The following is a 21,928-nucleotide window of genomic DNA, read 5'->3' on the forward strand; positions in this document are numbered from 1 at the left end:
GCGCGTGCACGCTCAGCCCGGCGTGAAGGTCAATGTCGCGATCACACCGCGCTCGTCACCCGGCCGGATGCTGACCTGCCATCCATATAGCGTGCACAGCCGGCTGACGATGGACAGACCGATGCCGCCCCCCTGCGAATACCCCGCGTGGGTACCGCGATAGCCGCGCTGGAACAGGCTGGCGGCATCCTTCTCGCTCAGACCGGGCCCGGTATCGATCACCTCCACCATGCCCGCCCCCACGCGCACCAACACGCGGCCTTCCTGCGAGTACTTGACCGCATTGCCAATCAGATTGCCCAGCGCGACCGACAGCGCCGCCTCCGGCGCATCGACGACCAGATCCCGCTCACCTTCAAGCTCCAATTCGAGCGGCTTGCCACCCAACTGTGCGCGATGCGATTCAAGCAACTGTTCCGCAACCCGCGCCACATTGCTACTGCCCTGCCCGCGCTCATTGCGTGACAACAACAGCAGCGAACCGATCAAGTCCGTGCATTGCTGCTCGGCGCGCTGGATGCGCTGAAGGCGCTGCAGCACTTTCTCGTCCAGGCCCGGGCGCGCCAGCAGCAATTCGGTGGCGCCACGAATCACCGCCAGCGGCGTGCGCAGCTCATGACTGACGTCGGCGTTGAACTCGCGGTCACGCTGCACCACCTCGGTCAAGCGCGAGGAATAGTCATCCAGCGCTTCAGCCAGCTGACCGACTTCGTCGTCGGGGAAACGCGGCGCCAAGGGCTCCGGATGCGCGTTGCCGCCTCGATAAGCGCGCAGGCGCGCCGCCAGATCCGACACCGGCCGCATTACCCGCGACGCCGACCACCAGCCCAGCACCAACGACAACAAGCTGAAAACAATCACCGAGAAGAACAGCGCGCGCTTGAGCTGTTGCTCGCCGCGCAGCGCCTGACTCATATCGTAGGCGATGAAAAACCAGGCATCCGGGGTCTTGCGCACCCCAACCTTGTAAGAAAACGGCTTACCGTCCGCATCTTCACCGCTGATGTTGTGGATACCGTCCTGCAAGCGCTCCCATTCCGGGAAGTCCCGCCGCAAGCTATTGAGCCGGTCAGGCATATCCGGACGGATCAGGAACGCACGCATCTGCTGGACCGGCGCCATCACATCCGCACCGCCACTACGGGCGTAGCTCTGCCAGGATGCGTCGAGGTTCCGGTTCATCACATCTTCGACCAACTGGTTCTCTACCCGCTGACGCGCCCAGTTCGTCGCAAACGCAAACAGTGCCGTCAGGCAGAAGCCCAGCAGCACAAAGGAGACGATGATGCGACTGCGCAGGCGGCGGCGATAACGCCCCCGCTTACGGACAGGCTCAGGCAATGCAGCTTCAGGCATCGGGAGCGCAGATGCGGTAGCCGATGCCGTGACGGGTCTGGATCATCGGCACCTCGAACGGCTTGTCCACTACGGCGCGCAGCCCGTGGATGTGTACGCGCAACGAATCCGAATCCGGCAGCTCCTCGCCCCATACGCGGGTTTCCAGCTCCTGCCGGGTGACCACGGCCGGCGACGCTTCCATCAGTGCCTGCAGGATCTTCAGTGCGGTGGGATTGAGTTGCAGCAACTTGGCCTGCCGGCGCACTTCCAGCGTATCCAGGTTGTATTCCAGATCACCGACTTCCAGTACGCGGGTGTGCGCCCCCTTGCCACGACGCGACAGCGCGTTGAGGCGGACCTCCACTTCCTGCAAGGCGAAGGGCTTGATCAGATAGTCATCGGCGCCTGAATCGAAACCTGCCAGCTTGTTGTCCAGTGAATCGCGCGCCGTCAGCATGAGTACCGGGGTCTGCTTGCGCGCATCGTTGCGCAGCTTGCGGCAGACTTCGATACCGTCCATGCCCGGCAGGTTGAGGTCGAGCACGATCGCATCGAAATCATGCACCACGGCCAGATGCAGGCCGGTGACGCCATCGGCGGCGAAATCCACCGTGTGGCCGCGATCTTCGAGGTAATCCCCGAGGTTGGCCGCGATGTCGCTGTTATCTTCGATTACAAGTATGCGCACGTGTGCGAGGACCTTATGTCTTGGAAAGTACAAGTGGGCTTGAAGCCCACTTGTTGGGATTACAGCACAGCCATCGTTAATTTCTTACATCCAAGCCACAAGCGCTGGCTGGCTGGCATGAAACCCCGATTGAATCCCACGGGAATCAGTTGCCGACCTTTACGTCCTTGCCACTTTGCATTGATTGCAAGCGACTCCGCGAGTCCTGCCGCATGCGATCACGCTGCGCCACGGTGAAACACTGCGACGATGCCATCTGTGAGCCGAGGCTCTTCTCACGCCTGCAAATGAGTCGACTGTCTTCACGGGCCTTGGTCAGGACGGTATTGACCAACTCCTGATCATTGACCACCTGGGTCTTGTGCTCAGGCGAAAGCGACTCGGCACTGCCTTCGCCGATCAGCCCGGACATGCGATCAAGCGCGGCAACCACGCGCTGGCGGTCTTCCGCCGATATTTCGCTATAAACCTCGCCGCCCAACAGGTCCGCGCGCACTTTCTGCTGCTGCGCTTGGAACGACTCACCCGCCTTGAACGGAAGCTCCGCCGGCTTTGCCAAAACAACGCCAGGCGCCATCAACATCACCAACAACAGCAGTTTCCGGGACATACGCACTCTCTCCTTAGATTTGTCCCACTCTAGCGCTGCTTCAGCATCACAACAACTCAAATAATTACCAATAAAAACAAGGCCCTGGCGAAAACCGCCAGGGCCGTAAGAATTCCCGATCACCGGACCCACTGAGGAGGGCTGGGTACAGTGGGATCAGGCTAGAGCCAGGTGGATTAAAGGGTTGTTAAAACCATGCAAACAAATTGCAGGGCCGCGTCAGCGCTTGAGTTGTGTCACGTAATCGATCATCTGCCCGGCCACATCACCGCCGGAAACACTCTCGATGCCCTCCAGCCCGGGTGTCGAATTGACCTCCAGCACCAGCGGGCCACGCTTGGAGCGGATCAGATCCACGCCCGCGATTCCCAGCCCCAGTGCCCGTGCCGAGCGTACCGCCACCTGCTGTTCGGCCTTGCTGCAGACCACCGCGTCGGCGGTGCCCCCGGCATGCAGGTTGGAACGGAAATCGCCGTCCTGGGCCTGACGGCGCATGGTCGCCACCACCCGGTCGCCCACCACCAGGCAGCGCAGGTCGGCACCCTCTGCCTCGGCGATGAACTCCTGCACCAGGAAGTTGGCGTACAGGCCACGCAGGGCTTCAACCGTGCCCTTGGAGGCACTGAGCTTCTCGGTAAGAATCACCCCCCTGCCCTGTGTGCCTTCGCTGAGCTTCACCACATGCGGCGGCGGCCCGAGCATGGACAGCAGGTCGTCGGTGTCGTCCGGGTTGTCGCCGAACACCGTCACCGGCATGTCGATGCCCTTGGCGGCGAGGATCTGATGCGCGCGCAGCTTGTCGCGCGCGCGCAGGATCGCGTCGGAAGGGTTCGGCGTGCGTGCCCCCATCATCTCGAACTGACGCAGCACCGCGGTGCCATAGCGGGTGACCGACGCACCGATGCGCGGAATCACCGCATCGAAGCCGGCCAGCGGCTTGCCCTTGTAATGCATGCTGAAACCGTCGGCGGTGATGCGCATGTAGCAACGCAGCGGATCGAGAATCCGTACCGTGTGACCGCGGGAGCGGCCGGCTTCGACCAGACGGCGGGTGGAATAGAGCTTGCTGTTGCGGGAGAGGATGGCGAGTTTCATCACGGCGATGCCGGGCAGGAGGCGCGCAGCATAGCGCGCCGCAAGCGGGCCATGACAAAGATCGCGAGCGCCGCCATCACCGCGCCGAAGCGGGTGGACCCAGGACACCAGGAGAAGATGTTTTCGACCAATGCAGATGGCAAAGGCCAATGGCGGAAAAACGCCAAAGCGTGAAGTGCGGTACGCGTTGGAGCGGGTGAAGGGAATCGAACCCTCGTCGTAAGCTTGGGAAGCTTCTGCTCTACCATTGAGCTACACCCGCACAGCGTGGCAAGTCTATGCGGCCCAGCCCGTTCTGGGCAAGGGCTGACGCGCGGCACCGCCCAGTGGCGTACACAGGAAAGGCAGCGATAACGCTGCCTTTCCTGCATTCCTATTGCCTACTGTCCTAAGCTTCAGTTGTTCAGAAGCCGCCGCTGAAGCTGGCAAACAACGTAGCGTCACGTGCAGACTTCTGCATCGTGGTGGTGCTCACGCCGATGTTGCTGTTCAGACCCCACAGGTTCAGGCGTGCACCGAGCACGGCGGTGGCGTAGTTGCGGTCGAACGTCAGGCCCGGCACCTTGTAGCTGCCCACGTCGGCCACGGTCTGCAGCCATGCGCTGGCCTGCGTGCCTTCCTCGAACTCGTGGTCGTAGGTGACCTGCACATACGGCTGTACGGTGCCGCCGTCGAAACGCGCCTGCCAGCCAACACGGCCGACCGTGGAATCCAGGTCCTGGTCACCGTAGCCCAGTGCCGTGGCGCTGGTGTTGCTCTCGGTGTAGCCATCCAACTTGACCTTCTGCCAGATCACCGCAGCCACCGGGCCATGGCGGAAGCCGCCCTGCTGCCCGAACTCGTAACCGGCATTGATCGCGGCGGTCAGGTTGCTGCCGTCCGGCGAACCCTTGTGCTCACGGGTTGCCGGCCCGAGCTGGACCTTGCGGGTCACGTCGTAGCCCAGCCAGCTGTAGCTGAGCTGGCCGTTGACCCACATGCTGTCGCGATACCAGCCGGCAAACAGGCCCAGCGTGGTGTCGTCCTGGGTGAAGTCGCCCTTGCTGTTGCCGAAGTCGGCATTCATGCGGCCGTAGCCGGCAAAACCGCCAACGACCATGCCGTCACGCGCCCAATCCACACCGAACAGGCCGGCCGGGGCCATGCCGTCATACAGGTCGGCGTGCGCGTAGCGCTGCATGTCGCCACGCACGTTGCCCCACCAGCCCAGGCCGTCGGCCGGGCGGCCAGCCAGATGCATGCCCACCTGATCGGCGCGCGCGCGGCCGGTGGTCTGCGCCGAATGCGTCAGGATCTGCTGGAACCGCGGCGCTTCCAGCACCGAGATCGCGTACTCACCCAGAATCTGGTGGGCAGCCGTGGTCGGGTGCACGCCATCGGCGAACACATAGGTGTTGTTTGCATTCGGGCTGGCCAGGCTCAGCGGGCTGCAGGTCAGCGACGACGACGAGGTGCAGGCCATGTCACTGACGTTGCTGAAGCCGTAGGCGCCCGGGGTCGCCACGATCTCCTGCAGGATGGTGAAGGTGTCCAGCGGAATGAACGCAATGCCCGCCTGCTTCAGCCCGCCATACAACGCATCGTTGTAGAGCTTGGCGATGGCAGTGGCCTGGCCCATGCCCTGCACGCCACCGGCACGTGCCATGGGAGTCAAGCCGATATCCGGCAGATTGGGCACCAGCACATATTCGGCGCCGGCCGCCTTCAAGCCGCCGACCAGGGTGATCTGGTCCTTCACCGCTGCACCGATGATGGCCGGCGCCTGTGCCGGCGGTGCCTTCTGTGCGGCGAACAGATCGTTCGGACCGCCCCACACGGTGTACAGCACACTGGCATCGGCCTTGCCACCGTTGGCAGCCAGGTAGCCTGCGGCCTGGGTCTTCAGCGACGGAATCGCTCCAAGCTGGCTGACGTCGTCCACACCGACGCGTGCGCCGCCGACGGCATAGTTGTCCCCTCCCTGCCCGTTGCCGTTGGGCACCGAGTTGGTGCCGTAGTAGTTGGCCAGGTAGTCCGACCACACCAGGCCCGGGTTGGTGGTGAAACGGCCGACGAGGGAGGCGTTCGGGTCCAGCTTCACCAGTACCGGGCGAAAGTGGCCGGTATCCGTCAGGCTGTCACCGAAGAACACCGTTTTTGAAAACGGCGACTGTGCCATGGCCGGCACGGCTGCCAGCGCAATTGCGACGGCCATGGCCGAACGCAGCGGGCGGGAGAAAAGGGACATGTGCAACTCCTGGTGTAAGGGAAACGGGGGCGCATACGCCGCCGCACGTTGTTAGTTTTTCATTCCGGCGTAAGAGGTACACGCTGCGCCGCCGCATGGCCGCTGGGCTTTTGTTGCGGCACTGGCGAAAATGGCCGCATGAACATCCAGCTCAACGGCGAAACCCGCCCGCTCCCCGGCCCCCTTACCCTGATTGAACTACTGGCAGCGGAAGGCCTGGCCGAACGCCGCGTGGCGGTGGAGGTCAACAACGAGATCGTGCCGCGCAGCCAACATGGCGAGTACCAGCTGAAAGACGGCGACGTGGTCGAGATCGTGCATGCGCTGGGGGGCGGCTGAGCACAGCCAGCGCTGGCTGCTGCTGGAGGCTCTTGGGCGCGAAGCCGTCGAGCTGAAAGCCCGGGCGTTCTTCGGATGGGCAATGCGCGGTATCCGGCTTCGGAGACGGTGACGACTTTGCGGTTGAAGCCGCCTCTACGCGGCATCGCAAGGCATTTGGCTGCCCCGATGGGTGATAATTCGGCGCATGAACGCAAATGCTCCTACTGATTCGCTGGTCATCGCCGGCAAAACCTATTCCTCCCGGCTGCTGACCGGCACCGGCAAGTTCAAGGATCTGGAAGAAACCCGCCTGGCCACCGAGGCCGCTGGCGCCCAGATCGTCACCGTGGCCATCCGCCGCACCAACATCGGCCAGAACCCCGGCGAGCCCAACCTGCTCGACGTGCTGCCGCCGGACCGCTACGCCATCCTGCCCAACACCGCCGGCTGCTACACCGCCGAGGATGCCGTACGTACCTGCCGCCTGGCGCGTGAGCTGCTCGACGGCCACAACCTGACCAAGCTCGAAGTGCTGGGCGACCAGAAAACCCTGTACCCGGACGTGATGGCCACCCTCAAGGCGGCCGAGCAGCTGGTCAAGGATGGCTTCGACGTCATGGTCTACACCTCCGATGACCCCATCCTGGCCAAGCGCCTGGAGGAAATCGGTTGCGCCGCGGTGATGCCGCTGGCCGCGCCGATCGGCTCCGGGCTGGGTATCCAGAACAAGTACAACCTGATCGAGATCATCGAGAACGCCAAGGTGCCGATCATCGTCGACGCCGGTGTGGGTACCGCGTCCGATGCCGCCATCGCGATGGAGCTGGGCTGTGACGGCGTGCTGATGAACACCGCCATCGCCGGTGCCCGCAACCCGGTGCTGATGGCCAGCGCGATGCGCAAGGCAGTCGAAGCCGGCCGCGAAGCCTTCCTGGCCGGTCGCATTCCGCGCAAGCGCTATGCCAATGCCTCTTCCCCTCTTGAAGGCTTGATCGGCTGATGACCAATCCTTTTGAAAGCGCTGGCTCCAAGGCTCCGCCCAAGCCGTTCACCGTCCAGGAAGGGCGCCGTGAAATCCGCAGTTTCGTCCTGCGCCAGGGCCGCTTCACCCCGGCTCAGCAGCGCGCGTTTGACGAACGCTGGCCCCGCTTCGGTCTGGATTTCACCGGCGAGCCGCGCGACCTCGACGCCACCTTCGGCCGCTCCGCGCCCAAGGTGCTGGAGATTGGCTTCGGCAATGGCGCCGCGCTGCGTCATGCGGTGCGGTTCGACCCATCGAAGGATTACATCGGCATCGAAGTACACGCCCCGGGCGTAGGCCGCCTGCTCAATGCATTGGCCGATGACAATGCCGAGCACGTCAAGCTCTACCACCACGATGCGGTGGAGGTGCTGGAGAAGGAAATCGCCGACGGCGCGCTGGACGAAGTACGCATCTATTTCCCGGATCCGTGGCACAAGAAGCGCCACAACAAGCGCCGCCTGGTGCAGCCGGCGTTCGCCGAGCTGTTGGTGCGAAAGCTGCGCGACGGTGGTCGCCTGCATTGCGCCACAGATTGGGAAGACTATGCCGAGCAGATGTGGGACGTGCTCGATGCCACCGCCGGACTGACCAACCGCACCGGCCCGCGTGGCGCGGTGCCCCGCCCGGACTGGCGCCCGCAGACGCACTTCGAGACACGCGGCCAGAAACTCGGCCACGGCGTCTGGGACCTGCTGTATGACAAGCAGGGAACGGGCACCGGGGAATGAAACTGCGATGATGCGTTCAGGCTCCAGTGAAACCCACGCATGTCTGATGGACACGGTGCGCGCTCACCTGCCGCACCGTTCCCACTTTCCACTTCCCATTACGGGTTCGCCGCTCTAAATGGACACCGCGCTGACGCTGACCACCGACATGAAGCTCGTCCTCGGGCTGGTCGGCTTCACGATGGCGATGTTCCTGTTCGAGCGCATCCGCGCCGACGTGGTGGCGTTGGTGGTGATGGTGGTGCTGGGCGTGACCGGGTTGATCGCGCCGGAGGAAATCTTCGGCGGCTTCTCGGGCAACGCGGTGATGAGCATCATCGCCACCACGATTCTTGGTGCCGGGCTCGATCGTACCGGCGCCTTGAATCGTCTGGCAGGCTGGCTGCTGCGACGCTCGCACGGGCTTGAGAAGCGGCTGTTGTTCCTCACCAGCGCCACGGCCGGTTTGAACTCTTCGTTCATGCAGAACCCGTCGGTGATGGCGTTGTACCTGCCAGTGGCGTCGCGCCTGGCCTCGCGCACCGCGCTTACCCTCAAGCGCCAGTTGCTGCCGATTTCCGCGGCCATCGTGATGGGCGGCGCGCTGACCATGGTCGGCAACTCGCCGCTGATCCTGCTCAACGATCTGTTGATGTCGGCCAATAACAACCTGCCCTCCGGCACCGCGACCATCGAGCCGTTGCGGATGTTCGCGCCGTTGCCGATCGGTGTAGCACTGTTGGTCGCTTCGTTGCTGTACTTCCGCTTCTACGGCAGCGCCAAGCTGAAGGAGGAAGAAGGCGCCAGCGAAGACGGCCAGGCACCGGCGCGCACCGAAAGCTATTTCGCCAAGGCGTACGGCATCGAGGGCGATGTCTTCGAGCTGCTGGTTACCGCCGAAAGCCCCTTGGTCGGTATGACGGTCGGCGAGGCGGAAAACCTGTTCGATGCCCCCCTGCTGCTCGCCTTGAAGACCGGCGACGACACGCGCCTGTCGCCGCCTGCTGACATGCGCATCTGGGTGGGTAGCGCCATCGGTGTGATGGGACCGCGACAGCAGGTTTCCGATTTCGCGCAGAACCAGTTCCTGCGCATGTCCTCACGCCTCAAGCAGTTGGGTGACCTGTTCAACCCCGCCCGCGCCGGTATTTCAGAAGCGGTGGTTCCACCGACCTCACGCGTCATCGGCAAGACCGCTGGTGAGCTGCGTCTGCGCAAGGAACGCGGCATCAGCCTGCTGGCCATCAACCGCGACAAGCAGGTGATCCGCGAGGACGTGCGCAACACGCCATTGCGCGCCGGCGACATGCTGGTGTTCCACAGCATCTGGCAGGACCTGGCCACCGCCGCGGAGAGCCGCGATTTCGTGGTGGTCACTGACTACCCGAAGGGCGAGCAGCGCCCGCACAAATTCAAGATCGCCATGGCGATCTTCGCCATCACCATCATCATCGCGCTCACCTCGCACCTGCCGGTCGCACTGACCCTGCTCACCGGCGTGGCCGGCATGCTGTTGACCGGCGTGCTGCGCATGGATGAGGCCTACGCGGCGATCAACTGGAAAACCATCTTCATGATGGCCGGGCTGATTCCACTGGGCTGGGCCATGGACAGCAGCGGCGCGGCGGCGTGGATCGCCGGCCACACCATCGACAAATTGCCCAGCGGCATCCCGGTGTGGGTGCTGGAACTCGCACTGGCACTGCTGACCACCGCGTTCTCGCTGGTGATCAGCCATGTCGGCGCGACCATCGTGATGGTGCCCATCGCGGTGAACCTTGCGCTGGCAGCCGGCGGCAATCCCACCGCATTCGCATTGATCGTGGCGCTGTCGGCGTCCAACAACCTGATGACCGCATCCAACCCGGTCATCTCGATGGCGATGGGCCCGGCCAAATACACGCCGCGCGAAATGTGGCGTGTCGCAGGACCGCTGTCGCTGCTCTATACGCTGATCGTCGTGGTGATGATCAACATCATGTTCTGAGCCTGGAAGCGCCAGCCTTGACCGCTGTTTCCACTGCGACGCCGACGATCCATGAATGCCGGATCATCCGATACCGCACTGTCGGCGTCGCCCGGCTGAGCACGCGGTGCTCGGGAACATCACGTCATTCGATCCGGCGTTGCTGCCACGGCGTGTCGTCCTGCCCTCAACACAGGGGCCGCGGCGCACCGCACTTGCCCTGGCTGTGACGTTCCCTCAGCCCAGCAGCACGCGCCCATCGCGTACCTGCACCGGCACCGCGCGCAACGAATCGCCCCGGCACGGGCCGGCCACGCAGACACCGCCCTGCAGCTCGAACGAGGCACCGTGGACGGCGCAGACAAGGTGGCCTTCGCGGCTCTTGAGGAACTGTCCCGGCGCCCAATCCAGCGCGCGACCGGCATGCGGGCAAACATTCAACCAGGCACGCACCTGGTCACCGTCGCGATACAGCACCAGCGTTTCCGCATCGCCATCGAGCACTGCCGTCACCGCGTGGAAGCCCTGGTCGGGCAAGGCATCAAGCCGCGCCAATTCAGTTTCGGGGGAGTGGATCGTGGTCATTGGAACACCGCAACAAACAGGGGCGCGATTGTCGCATGCGCGTATCACCCAGATGGACGGCGCATGACCCAAGGGTTGCCCCGGTCGCCAAGTGGCCATGATTTAACGACAACTTCACGCATGCGAGTGCGGCGGCACCGATACTCGCCTACAGACACACCGTCATCAGATCTTCATGCAAATTAACTACGTCCAGTTTTCCAAACTCCGCAACCTGTTTGCACCGCGCAAGCCGCGTAATCCGCTCGTGCGGATTGCCTTGGGCCTGCTCGGCTTGGCGATCCTGGCGGTGCTGATCGTCGCCGGCGTGTTTGTAGGGGCAGCGATGATCCTCGTGGGTCTGGGCTGGAAGCTGCTGGCCTCGCGCAAGGCGCGTGCCGTGCGCAAGGCCGAGCCGAACGTGGTGGACGCCGAGTACCGCGTAGTCCGCAAGGCCGCACTGCCGCAGCCACACTAAGCGCGGCGTGGCGGGCACTCGTCCCGCTGTCGGCAACCCTCAGGATCCCGCGATATGCGGGATCTTTTGTTCACGCGATACCTCATCTGGACGTCCCGTTTCCGCACCACGGGCTTTGCGGGCAATCGAGGCCACCTTCCATCCCAACGCTGACAGACCGCCGCCCCATTCCCACTGGCGGGAAAGGGTTTTGGCGTCGCTCTGTGACACCACTGAAGCAAGATGCCCTTCAAGCCTCGCGTCCGCCACACGACCGTGCGCTCTTTCCGCTTCCGTCAGGTCGGCCGCCGTACGCGGCCTGTCGCAGAGCACATGAACTGATCCGCTAGACTTCGCTGTCGTTTCACTGCGGACACAAACCATGACCGATCTGATTCCCGCCCTGCCCCAACCCCGCGTGCCCGTCACCGGTGGCGGTACCTTCCCCGTGCGCCGCATCTACTGTGTCGGTCGCAATTTCGCCGACCACGCGCGCGAAATGGGCGCCGCAGCCCCGGCGTCGGCCGCCGAGCGTGGCCAGCCGATGTTCTTCATGAAACCCGCCGATGCCGTGGTCATTGGCGATGCACCCGTACCGTACCCACCGGGCACATCCGACCTGCACCACGAAGTGGAGCTGGTGGTCGCGCTGGGCAAGGACGCGCCGGACGGCGTGTTGCCCATCGACGATGCGATGTCGCTGGTGCTGGCCTACGGCGTTGGCCTGGACCTGACCCGCCGCGACCTGCAGGCGGCGGCCAAAGCCAAGGGCGGCCCATGGGATATCGCCAAGGGCTTTGACCACTCCGCGCCGATCAGCACGCTGGTGCTGGCCGACCAGGTCGGCGAATTGTCATCGCTGCCACTGTCGCTTGAGATCAACGGCGAACTGCGGCAGAAATCCACACTGGGCCAGATGATCTGGAACGTGCCCGACATCCTGCACGAGCTGTCAAAGCTGTATGCCCTGCGTGCCGGTGACCTGGTGTACATGGGTACGCCTGCCGGTGTTGCCGCTCTGCAGCGGGGTGACCATTTCAGCGCGCGACTGGGTGATGTGGCGCGCTGTGAAGGCGTGATCGCCTGATGACGTGCAGTGGAGTACGCTGCGCCAGCTCCCCCAGATGCAACCACAGGAGAAACACATGGGAATGATCAGCGAATTCAAGGAATTTGCCATGCGTGGCAACGTCATCGACCTGGCGGTCGGTGTCGTGATCGGCGGCGCATTCGGCAAGATCGTCACTTCATTGGTGGACAAGGTGATCATGCCGCCGATCGGCTGGTTGATCGGCAATGTCGATTTCTCCAATCTGGCCTGGACCCTGGCCGATGCCAAGATCGGCGCGGATGGCAAGGAAATACCGGCCGTGGTGATCGGCTACGGTGATTTCATCAACACCTTGATCCAGTTCATCATCGTGGCCTTCGCCATCTTCATGCTGATCAAGGCGCTCAACCGACTCTCGCGCAAGAAAGCAGAAGCACCGGCCGCACCGCCGGAGCCGAGCGAGGAAGTGCTGTTGCTGCGCGAGATCCGCGACAACCTGAAAAAGTGAGTCCTGTGGCTGGTGTCGCCTGCGGGTGACGTCCAGCACGGTAACCGCGGAGCCGCGAGCGCTATGCTCGCGGCTTCCCTGTTTCTGGAGCCCGCCATGCGTCGCCTTGCACTTGCCATCGCCGCCACCCTTGCCTGCGCCGGGGCATACGCCGCACCGACGGCCATTCCGCAGGAGGCGCTCACCAAAGCCGCACAGCTGCGCGAGCAGGCGTTGGCCGACAACACCGGCTGGCAGGTGGTGGAATCACTGACCACTGAAATCGGCCCGCGCATGGCCGGCAGTGAAGCCGATGCCCGCGCCGTGGAATGGGCCAAGGAAAAGTTCAAGGCACTGGGTTTCGACAAGGTGTGGACCGAGCCGGTGACCTTTCCCAAGTGGGAACGTCGCAGTGAGCACGCCTCGGTGCTGGGCGCGCATCCGCAACCACTGACCATCACCGCGCTCGGCGGCAGCCCGGCGGGTACGGTCGAGGCAGAGGTGGTGCGCTTCGAGGGTCTGGACGCGCTGAAGGCGGCGCCGGAAGGCTCGCTGAAGGGCAAGATCGCCTACGTCGACTTCACCATGAACCGCAGCCGCAGCGGCGAGGATTACGGCATCGGCGGCACCGTGCGCAGCCGCGGTCCGTCCGAAGCCATCCGCAAGGGTGCCATCGGCTACATCATGCGTTCGGCCGGTACCGATTCGCATCGCATGCCGCACACCGGCATCACCCGCTTCGACGAGGGCCTGACCCCGGTACCGGCGGCGGCGTTGTCCGGTCCCGATGCCGACCAGCTCAACCGCCTGGTCGCGCGTGGCGCCACCCGCATCCGCATCGCACTGGATTGCGGCTGGGACGGCAGCTACACCTCGCAGAACGTGATCGGCGAGATCACCGGCCGCAGCCTGCCCAAGGAAGTGGTGGTGATCGGCGGCCACCTGGATTCCTGGGACCTGGGCACCGGCGCGATCGACGATGGTGCCGGCGTGGGCATCACCATGGCCGCCGGCCATCTGATCGGCCAGCTCAAGCAGGCACCCAAGCGCACCATCCGCGTGATCGCCTTCGCCAACGAAGAACAGGGCCTGCACGGCGGCAAGGCGTATGCGGCGGCACGTGCGAAGGCCGGCGAGATCGTGCAGCAGCACATCGCTGCCGAAAGCGACTTCGGAGCCGGGCGCATCTATGCCTTCAACACCGGCTCAGGCAATCCGGCGGAGTCACGCGAGGCCACCCGTCAGATCGGTGAGGCTTTGGCACCGTTGGGCATTGAGTACCGCGCCAATGAAGGCGGTCCCGGCCCGGACGTCAGCCCGCTGGCCGCCAAGGGCGGCGCATGGGCGTGGCTGGCGCAGGACGGGACCGATTACTTCGACCTGCACCACACCCCGGACGACACGCTGGACAAGATCGACCCCAAGGCATTGGCACAGAATGTCGCCGCGTACACCGTGTTCGCGTATCTGGCGGCCGAGTCGGACGGCAGCTTTGGCAGTGAAGCCAAGGATGTGGTGCCACCGAAGGAGTAAGCGCGGCCGGTGGCATCGGCTTGCAGACACAAAGGCGCCGAAAGGCGCCTTTGTGTTGCCTGGGTACCGCGCCGGAACCCGATGACTTCAGACCCTTAGCCTGGAGTGGAATACCAACGCGCCAACGGCAACAGCCGCACACGGCAGGATCGAGCGGTGCGCCAACCGCGACGTAGCACCGTAGCCCCTCCCCTCGAATGAATGAGTCGCAGGCAGATCCGAAGCAGAAGCACCCTCATTCGCCACCTGCGGGCACCTTCTTCCGTGAACAGGAGAAGGGACAGAATCAAGCATTCCCGACTCGTTTACGGCAGAGCAGTGCTTCGCGGCCGAGGCCGCTTCTACGACGAAAACAAGAAAGGCGCCGAAGGCGCCTTTCTTGTTCATGCGATCCGTTGGATCAGCGCTTGCTGTGGCGGCTGCACCAGCTGGACAGCAACACGGCCGTGGCCGAAGCCACGTTCAAGCTTTCCACCGCACCGGTGCCGGGGATGGACAGACGCAGATCACAGCTCTGCGCGAAGCCGCGGTCCATGCCTTCGCCTTCGGCGCCCATCACATAGACCATGCGCTCAGGCAGGGCTGTAGTGAAAAGGTTGTCACCGTCTTCCACCAGGGTTGCGGCCAGACCGAAGCCGGCATCACGCAACTGCGCCACCGCTTGCGGCAGTGCCGGCAGCCGCACCAGCGGCACCGATTCCGCGCCGCCTTCGGCCACGCGCGCAGCGGCGCCGGACAGGGCCAGCGTCGATTCTGCAGGCAGCAGGATCGCCGCAACGCCAAAGTGCGCGGCCGAGCGCAGGATCGCACCGAAGTTGTGCGGGTTGCCCACGCCATCCAGCCACAGCGCCAGCGCCGGGCCGTCTTCACCCAGCGTTGCCAGCCATGCCGCCAATGCCAATGGCTCCTGGCGCACGACATCGGCGACCACGCCTTCGTGATGCGTGGTGGCGGCGAGTTTGTTGAGGTCGCCATCGGCGACCACGCGGTAACCCACGCGGTTGGCAACGCACCACTTCAGCACCGGCTGCATGCGCGGAATCATGTCCTCGGCGAGGTACAGCTTGCGCAGGGCTTCCGGGCGACGCGCGAACATGGCCTGCACGGCGTTGAAGCCGTACAGGCGCAGCTCGTCACTGCCACGTACCGGCGGACCGCCGCTGCCGGTGGTATCGCGCGGACTGGCCGGCAATGGCGTTGCCCGCGGCGGGCGGACGGAAGGACGACGGTTGTTCCAGGGGTTGCTCACTGCTGTTGTGCTCGCTTACTTGTTGCTGCGCCAGAAATCGGCGTTCTTGATGCCCAGGGCATCCGGATTGAAGACAGGGTCCAGGCCCTGCTTCTTCTGTTGTTCGTAGTCGCGCAGGGCCAGCATCGCCGGCTTCTGCAGGATCAGGATGGCGATGACGTTGAGCCAGGCCATCAGACCGACGCCGATGTCACCCAGCGCCCACGCCATTTTGGCATTGTGATACGCGCCGAACACAACCATGCCCATGATGCCCAGGCGCAGCGTCAGCGTTGCCAGCGGGTGGGTCCGGTTGCTGCCGGCCAGGTAGGTCAGGTTGGTTTCGGCCATGTAGTAGTAAGCCATGATCGTGGTGAAGGCGAAGAAGAACAACGCCAGCGCCACGAAACCGGCGCCCCAGCCCGGCAGTACCGATTCAACCGCGGCCTGGGTGAACAACGCGCCTTCGGACGGAGCCACGCCCGGCACGCCGGTGACAATGGCTTCCAGTTTCTGCACACCATCGACCGTCACCGCACGGAACACGTTGTACATGCCGGTGGACAGCACCAGGAACGCGGTGGACGTGCACACCAGCATGGTGTCGAAATAGATGGCGAACGCCTGCACATAACCCTGCTTGGCCGGGTGCGAGACCTCGGCGGCCGCAGCAGCGTGCGGGCCGGTGCCCTGGCCGGCTTCGTTGGCATAGATGCCGCGCTTGACGCCCCAGGCGATGGCCTGTCCGATGATGCCGCCGAACGCCGCATGCGCACCGAAAGCACTGGAGAAGATGTCGGCGAACATCGTCGGCACCTTGCTGGCGTTGAGCATCATCACCACGATGGCCATCAGGATGAAACCCAGTGCCATGAACGGCACCACCACTTCGGCGAAGCTGGCGATGCGCTTGACACCGCCGAAGATGATCACGCCCAGCAGCGCCGCGACAATCAGGCCAATCCACAGCTTCACGTTGCCAGCGCCGCCCAGCGAGGCGCATGCGTCTGCACCGGAGCACATCACGTTGGCCGCACTGTCAGCGATCGCATTGGCCTGCACGCCCGGCAGCAGGAAGCCCGCAGCGATGACGGTGGCCACGGCGAAAGCCACCGCGTACCACTTCAGGCCCATGGCCTTCTCGATGTAATACGCCGGGCCGCCACGGTAACGGCCTTCAGCGTCCTTGACCTTGTAGATCTGAGCCAGCGTGGATTCCACGTAGGACGTGGACGCCCCCAGGAAGCCCATCACCCACATCCAGAAGATCGCGCCCGGGCCGCCGTAGGCGATGGCCGTGGCCACGCCGGCGATGTTGCCGATGCCCATGCGCCCGGCCATCGACATGGCCAACGCCTGGAAGGAAGAAACACCTGCGTCGGATTTTTCCCCGCGCACGGTAAGGCGGCACATCTCGGCAAATCCGCGAATCTGCATGAAACGGGTGCGCAGGGTGAACCACAGGCCCGCGCCCAGGCACATGAAGATGAGCGCGTTGCTCCAGATGATGCCGTTGATGTATTCGACGATAGATTCCACGTAGTTCCCCGGAAAGCTGAAGGTGAGCAAGCCCCGGGTCCCGGGACCGACCGATTCTTCCACGATTAAGCCGCGATGTGCAGAGCCCCTACGGCAATTGCAGAAATGACTCAAAACGGGCGAAGCAGCGCATGTCATGCAGCGCCCCGTCCTTGAACAACGATTGGCGCTCCACGCCGTCTTCGATGAATCCGTTCTTGACCAGCCCCCGCGCCGAGGCGGGGTTGTACGCCATGACCTGCGCTGCCAGCCGAGCCAGGCCCAGCTCCCGCATCACCCAGGGCGCATGGGCGGCGACCACCGATGCCATCACGCCCTGTCCCCCAGGGCGCTGGCCGAACCTGTCGCACTGAAGCGGCGCTCGCCCCGCCCCCGGCTGACGCTGATGCCGGCACACGCTTGCCCGCCAATGACCCGTGCGAACGCCTGCCCGCCCAGGTCGATCACCTCACCGGCCAGAAAGGCCCGGCCATCGGCGCGGGGACAGGGGGACGGAAAGCACGTGCTCAGCCCCCGCGACACAGCGGCAACGTGGGCATGCAGCAGCAGGGGGAGTCGAACCCGTCCTGCGGCCATGGCCGCAGTTGCGCGCGGCCGTCATGCACCCGCCAGCTGCGGTCAGGCATGGCCCCCAACCGACGGGGTCTGCTTCTCCAGCTTCTCCAGCTCGTTGGCCACCGTTTCCGGCGACTGTGTGTATGGCGCAAGCAACGCGTAGAACGCCGGCACCACGAACAACGACAGGAAAGTGGAAACAGCGACGCCGAAGATCACCACGATGCCGATGGTGCCGCGACTGGCCGAACCCGGGCCGCCCGCAGCGACCAGCGGGATCGCACCCACCACGGTGGCGATCGAGGTCATCAGGATCGGGCGCAGGCGCACCACCGAGGATTCGACGATGGCCTGATGCACGTTGCGGCCTTCATCGCGCAGCTGGTTGGCGAACTCGACGATCAGGATGCCGTTCTTGGCCGCCAGGCCAACCAGCATGACGATGCCGATCTGGCTGAACAGGTTGAGTGTGCCGCCACTGATATAGAGGCCGACAAAGGCGCCAAGCACGCCCAACGGCACGGTCAGCATGATCACCAGCGGGTGGATGAAGCTCTCGAACTGCGCGGCCAGCACCAGGTACACCACCAGCAAGGCCATGGCGAAGGTCAGCAATACCGCGCCGCCGGCACTCTGGTACTCGCGCGATTCCCCCTTCCAGTCGATCTGCGCGTAGTCCGGCAGTTCCTCGCGGGCCACGTCCTGCACCCAGGCGATGGTTTCGCCCAGGGTGTGGCCGGGCGCGATGTTGGCGCTGATCGTGATCGCACGCAGACGGTTGAAGCGGTTGAGGCTGCCTGCCTCTGCGACTTCGCTGAGGCTGACCAGGTTGGACAGCGGCACCAGTTCGCCCGAACGCGCACGCACCTGGATCGCCGCCAGGTCGGCCGGCGAGGCACGGCCTTCGCGACCGGCCTGCACCAGCACGTCGTACTCCTCGCCGTTGTCCACGAAGGTGGTGACGCGGCGCGAGCCCATCATGGTTTCCAGCGCGCGGCCGATGTCGGTGACCGAGATGCCCAGGTCAGCCGCACGCTGGCGGTCGATGTTGACCCGCATCTGCGGCCGGGTTTCCTTGTAATCCGAATCGGCGCCCACCAGCCCGGGGTAAGCGTCCATACGCTGCAGCAGTCGGTCACGCCATTGCGCGATCTCCGCGTATTCCGGCCCTCCCAGTACGATCTGGAACGGCTGGCCCATGCTGCGCACCAGCCCGCCACCGACCATCGTACGCACCCGCACGCCGCTCAGGTCGTTGAGTTGCTTCTGCAGGTCATTGGCCACATCGGTGGTGGCCTCGGTGCGGTCGCGCCACGGCTGCAGGAACACGCTGATGCGGCCGGTGTGCATTTCCTCGCTGTTGCCCCAGCCACCGGGCACGCGCGGGTTGGCGCGGACGATGGGCTCATCCGGTCCGACAAAGCGCGAAACGATCTGCTCGACCTGCTGCACCTGGCCGACGGTGTAGTCGTAGCCGGCACCTTCCGGGCCATCAATCGTGATCTGGAACGAACCGCGGTCCTCGGCCGGGGCCAGTTCCGACGGCAGCAGCTTGAACAAGCCCCAGCTGGTACCGAGCGCGGCCAGTATCACCAGGCCGAAGATCCAGGTGCGCTGCACGTGCTTGTCCAGCACGCGGCCGTAGGCAGCCGACACGTGCCCAAGCTGACGATTGATGAAGCCATGCAGACGGCTGGTCTTCTGTTCGCTGTGTGGCTTGAGCAGCTTGGACGCCATCATCGGGGTCAGCGTCAGCGCGACGAAGGCCGACAACGCCACCGCCGAAGCCAGGGCCACCGCCAACTCGCGGAACAGACGGCCGGTATTGCCTTCCAGAAAGCCCACCGGCAGGAACACCGCCACCAGCACCGCAGTGGTGGCGATCACCGCGAAGGCCACCTGCGTGGTGCCGCGACGGGCGGCCACCAACGGCGGTTCGCCCAGGTCGATACGGCGCTGCACGTTCTCGACCACCACGATGGCGTCGTCCACCACCAGACCGATACACAGCACCAGCGCCAGCAGGGTGAACAGATTGATCGAGAACCCGAACGCGAACAGTGCGATGAACGCGGCCACCAGACACACCGGCACCGTCACCGCCGGGATCAGCGCCGCACGCAGGCTGCCCAGGAACAGCCAGATCACCACCAGCACCAGCAGCATCGCTTCGGCCAGTGTCCAGTACACACGCTCGACCGCCGCCTCGATGAAGGTGGTGTTGTCGAAGGCGACGAAAATCTGCGTGCCCTTGGGCAGGGTTGCGCCGATGCGCTCGGCCTCGGCGCGGGTGAGGCGGGCCACGTCCAGCGCGTTGGCGGTGGAGGTCTTGACGATGCCCAGGCCGATGCCCGGCTCGCCGTTGCTGCGGTAATAGGCACGGCGCTCGGACGAGGCCAGTTCCACCTTGGCCACATCACCCAGCCGTACCACGTAACCATCGTTGCCCTTGCCCAGCGGGATGCTGGCAAAGTCGCTCGGCGCCACGTAGCTGCGCTCCACGCGCAGGGTGAAATCGCGGTCGGCCGACTCGATGCGACCAGCCGGCAGCTCCACGTTCTCGTTGCGCAGCGCGGTTTCCACCTCGCCGACGGTCAGCCCACGCGCAGCCAACTGGTCGCGGTCCAGCCAGATGCGCATGGCATAACGCTGGCGGCCACCGATACGTACCTGTGCCACGCCATCGATGCTGGAGAAACGGTCCACCACGTAGCGCTCGGCGTAGTCGCTGAGCTCCAGCGTGTCCATCGCCGAGGAGGCCATGTTGAACCAGATGATCGGGTCGGCATCGCTCTCGACCTTGGCGATTTCCGGTGGGCGGGTCTCTTCCGGCATGCGATCGGCAACGCGGCTGACCGCGTCGCGCACGTCATTGGCCGCCGCTTCGATATCGCGGTTGGCGGTGAACTCGATGCTCACCGAGGCGCGACCATTGGTGCTGCGCGCGTTGATCGTGTCGATGCCTTCGATACCGGCCAGCGCATCTTCCAGCACCTGGGTGACACGACTTTCGATCACCGCCGCCGAGGCGCCGGTGTAGTCCACCGAAACCGAGACGATGGGCGGGTCGATGGCCGGCAACTCGCGCAGGGTCAGGCGGTTGAACGACATCACGCCCAGCACCACCAGCAGCAGGCTCATCACCACGGCCAGTACCGGCCGCTTGATCGAAAGATCGGAGAGCTTCATCCGGCCCTCGCCTGTGCAACCGGCGCGGCGGCCTTGGCCGGCTTGGCATCCTGGACGCGGATGCCCGGGCGCAACTTGCCGGTACCGTCGATCACGATGCGCTCGCCGGCGGCCAGGCCATCAACGATTTCCACCACGCCGGAGCGGCGGGTGCCGGTACGGACATCCACGCGTTCGACGCTGGCATCGTCCTTCACCCGATACACGAAGGAGTCACGGCCCACCTGCACCACCGCGATCTCCGGGATCACCAGTGCCTGGCGCTCGGGACGGAACAGACGCACGTCCAGCAGCATGCCCGGGCGCAGCGCGTGGTCGGCATTGGCGAAATCGGCACGTACGGTGACCGCGCGGCTGCCCGGGTCCACACGCGCTTCAATCGTGCTCACGTCACCTTCAAAGCTGCGGCCCGGGTAGGCGATGCTGCTGCCGGTGACCTTGTCGCCCGCCTTGAGCGAGGCCAGTTCGGCCTCGGGCACCTGGAAATCAACATGCACGCGCGAGATGTCATCCAGCGTGGCGATGGTGGTGGTCGGGCTGACCAGCGAGCCGGGGCTGATCTGGCGGATGCCCATGACGCCAGCGAACGGCGCCCGCACCTGGCGGTCGGTGATGTCCGCCCGCATCTGCCGCACGCGGGCCTCGGCGCCATCGCGGATTGCCTTCTGCGTATCCAGCGTGGAGTGCGCCACCAACTGCTGCGCGGCCAGTTCACGCTGGCGCAGGTACAGCCGGTCGGCTTCGGCAAAGGTTGCCTGGGCCTGGGCCAGGGCGGCCTGTTGGGCGTCGCCGCGCAGGGTGACCAGCGGCGTACCAGCAGTGACCTGCTGGCCACTCTCGAAGTGCACCTTGTCCACGATCTCACTCACCTTGGCGGTGACGATGATCGACTCACGCGCCTTGGCGGTACCGATGGCCTGCAGCGTGTCGCTCCATGCCGATGTCTGCACCAACTGGGTAGTGACAAGCACGGCCTCGCCCGCGCTGCGCGGCGCTTCTGCGCCCTTGCGATTGCAACCGGCCAATGCCAGCGCCAAGACAGTGCCACCCACTACGGTGACGGCAAAACGCCCCAACATACGCAGTCCCGCCTGATACACGATCAAGCAGTCTAGCGACGGCAGATGACGGCCGAATGTGCCGTTAGGGGGGGAATAGCGACTTGTATCTGAATTGGTGTGAGCCAAATGGCGCTCTGGCTTTGGCTCTGCTCTCTTCTCCCGCCTGCGGGAGAAGGTGGTGCGCAGCACCGGATGAGGGCGCTTTTTTAAAGCTTTTCAGCTTTTCAGCCTGTTCACCACACCAACGGCCAAGAGCTGCCCTCATCCGCCCTTCGGGCACCTTCTCCC

General features: G+C 64.6%; 20 protein-coding genes and 1 tRNA gene. 9 read left to right on the forward strand and 12 right to left on the reverse strand.

From position 1 onward, the window contains the following. Positions 1-12: 12 nt before the first annotated feature. From ABB26_RS16675 to rimK, 4 genes are all read right to left on the reverse strand, one after another. The gene (locus tag ABB26_RS16675) at positions 13-1,356 is read right to left on the reverse strand and encodes a sensor histidine kinase (protein ID WP_057635847.1); all 1,344 of its coding nucleotides are present in this window, start codon (positions 1,354-1,356) and stop codon (positions 13-15) included. Beyond that, a complete protein-coding gene (locus ABB26_RS16680; RefSeq protein ID WP_057635848.1) occupies positions 1,349-2,026 on the reverse strand; it encodes a response regulator transcription factor in 678 nt (225 codons plus the stop codon). The genes ABB26_RS16675 and ABB26_RS16680 overlap by 8 nt, the downstream gene beginning before the upstream one ends. 145 nt (positions 2,027-2,171) lie before the next feature. Further along, entirely contained in the window at positions 2,172-2,618 is a 447-nt protein-coding gene (locus ABB26_RS16685; protein WP_152982723.1) for a hypothetical protein, read from the reverse strand. A 237-nt stretch (positions 2,619-2,855) separates the two neighbouring features. After that, positions 2,856-3,731, reverse strand: a complete 876-nt coding sequence (gene rimK / locus ABB26_RS16690) for a 30S ribosomal protein S6--L-glutamate ligase (RefSeq protein WP_057635849.1) — start codon at positions 3,729-3,731, stop codon at positions 2,856-2,858. A 51-nt stretch (positions 3,732-3,782) separates the two neighbouring features. Between rimK and ABB26_RS19560 the strand changes: the two genes are divergently transcribed. Beyond that, positions 3,783-3,905, forward strand: coding sequence for a hypothetical protein (locus ABB26_RS19560; RefSeq protein WP_275452824.1), 123 nt, complete (start codon positions 3,783-3,785; stop codon positions 3,903-3,905). 14 nt (positions 3,906-3,919) lie between these two features. Here the strand turns inward: ABB26_RS19560 and ABB26_RS16695 are convergent. Together ABB26_RS16695 and ABB26_RS16700 are read right to left on the reverse strand one after the other, a co-directional pair. Beyond that, positions 3,920-3,993 (reverse strand) — tRNA-Gly (locus ABB26_RS16695). Positions 3,994-4,134: 141 nt separating this feature from the next. Beyond that, a complete protein-coding gene (locus tag ABB26_RS16700; RefSeq protein WP_169790161.1) occupies positions 4,135-5,925 on the reverse strand; it encodes an autotransporter outer membrane beta-barrel domain-containing protein in 1,791 nt (596 codons plus the stop codon). A gap of 171 nt (positions 5,926-6,096) precedes the next feature. Here ABB26_RS16700 and thiS point away from each other — a divergent pair, with 171 nt between their 5' ends. The 4 genes from thiS (at position 6,097) to ABB26_RS16720 (ending at position 9,997) form a co-directional block, all read left to right on the forward strand. Then, positions 6,097-6,297: a sulfur carrier protein ThiS gene (gene thiS, locus ABB26_RS16705; RefSeq protein WP_057635851.1), complete on the forward strand. Its 201-nt coding sequence runs from the start codon at positions 6,097-6,099 to the stop codon at positions 6,295-6,297. 187 nt (positions 6,298-6,484) lie between these two features. Next, on the forward strand, positions 6,485-7,279 hold the full coding sequence (locus tag ABB26_RS16710) for a thiazole synthase (RefSeq protein WP_057635852.1): 795 nt from the start codon (positions 6,485-6,487) through the stop codon (positions 7,277-7,279). Then, positions 7,279-8,031, forward strand: coding sequence for a tRNA (guanosine(46)-N7)-methyltransferase TrmB (gene trmB / locus ABB26_RS16715; RefSeq protein WP_057635853.1), 753 nt, complete (start codon positions 7,279-7,281; stop codon positions 8,029-8,031). Before ABB26_RS16710 ends, trmB begins: the two co-directional genes overlap by 1 nt. Positions 8,032-8,149: 118 nt before the next feature. Continuing rightward, entirely contained in the window at positions 8,150-9,997 is a 1,848-nt protein-coding gene (locus tag ABB26_RS16720; protein WP_057635854.1) for an SLC13 family permease, read from the forward strand. A gap of 216 nt (positions 9,998-10,213) precedes the next feature. On the opposite strand, the gene ABB26_RS16725 is transcribed toward ABB26_RS16720, so the two are convergent. Next, positions 10,214-10,561, reverse strand: coding sequence for a Rieske (2Fe-2S) protein (locus ABB26_RS16725; RefSeq protein WP_057635855.1), 348 nt, complete (start codon positions 10,559-10,561; stop codon positions 10,214-10,216). Between the two features lie 175 nt (positions 10,562-10,736). Between ABB26_RS16725 and ABB26_RS16730 the strand changes: the two genes are divergently transcribed. The 4 genes from ABB26_RS16730 (at position 10,737) to ABB26_RS16745 (ending at position 14,068) form a co-directional block, all read left to right on the forward strand. After that, positions 10,737-11,018: a hypothetical protein gene (locus ABB26_RS16730; RefSeq protein ID WP_057635856.1), complete on the forward strand. Its 282-nt coding sequence runs from the start codon at positions 10,737-10,739 to the stop codon at positions 11,016-11,018. Between the two features lie 361 nt (positions 11,019-11,379). Beyond that, the gene (locus ABB26_RS16735) at positions 11,380-12,084 is read left to right on the forward strand and encodes a fumarylacetoacetate hydrolase family protein (protein ID WP_057635857.1); all 705 of its coding nucleotides are present in this window, start codon (positions 11,380-11,382) and stop codon (positions 12,082-12,084) included. 58 nt (positions 12,085-12,142) lie between these two features. Further along, complete coding sequence (gene mscL / locus ABB26_RS16740) at positions 12,143-12,556, forward strand: large-conductance mechanosensitive channel protein MscL (RefSeq protein WP_057635858.1); 414 nt, start codon at positions 12,143-12,145, stop codon at positions 12,554-12,556. A 96-nt stretch (positions 12,557-12,652) separates the two neighbouring features. Beyond that, complete coding sequence (locus tag ABB26_RS16745; RefSeq protein ID WP_057635859.1) at positions 12,653-14,068, forward strand: M20/M25/M40 family metallo-hydrolase; 1,416 nt, start codon at positions 12,653-12,655, stop codon at positions 14,066-14,068. Between the two features lie 400 nt (positions 14,069-14,468). On the opposite strand, the gene ABB26_RS16750 is transcribed toward ABB26_RS16745, so the two are convergent. The 5 genes from ABB26_RS16750 to ABB26_RS16775 all read right to left on the reverse strand — a co-directional run bounded on the left by ABB26_RS16750 (position 14,469) and on the right by ABB26_RS16775 (position 21,658). Then, positions 14,469-15,317, reverse strand: a complete 849-nt coding sequence (locus ABB26_RS16750; protein WP_057635860.1) for a TrmH family RNA methyltransferase — start codon at positions 15,315-15,317, stop codon at positions 14,469-14,471. Positions 15,318-15,332: 15 nt separating this feature from the next. Further along, positions 15,333-16,778, reverse strand: a complete 1,446-nt coding sequence (locus ABB26_RS16755) for an alanine/glycine:cation symporter family protein (protein ID WP_425477273.1) — start codon at positions 16,776-16,778, stop codon at positions 15,333-15,335. Positions 16,779-16,923: 145 nt separating this feature from the next. Then, complete coding sequence (locus ABB26_RS19475) at positions 16,924-17,145, reverse strand: GNAT family N-acetyltransferase (protein ID WP_057635861.1); 222 nt, start codon at positions 17,143-17,145, stop codon at positions 16,924-16,926. Between the two features lie 308 nt (positions 17,146-17,453). After that, positions 17,454-20,579 carry an efflux RND transporter permease subunit gene (locus ABB26_RS16770; RefSeq protein ID WP_057635863.1) on the reverse strand — a complete coding sequence of 1,042 codons (3,126 nt, stop codon included), beginning with the start codon at positions 20,577-20,579 and terminating at the stop codon, positions 17,454-17,456. Then, positions 20,576-21,658 (reverse strand): efflux RND transporter periplasmic adaptor subunit, encoded by a 1,083-nt coding sequence (locus tag ABB26_RS16775; RefSeq protein ID WP_057635864.1) that lies wholly within the window; start codon positions 21,656-21,658, stop codon positions 20,576-20,578. Before ABB26_RS16775 ends, ABB26_RS16770 begins: the two co-directional genes overlap by 4 nt. Positions 21,659-21,928 lie beyond the last annotated feature (270 nt).

The organism is Stenotrophomonas humi (assembly GCF_001431415.1).
Taxonomy (GTDB): Bacteria; Pseudomonadota; Gammaproteobacteria; order Xanthomonadales; family Xanthomonadaceae; genus Stenotrophomonas; species Stenotrophomonas humi.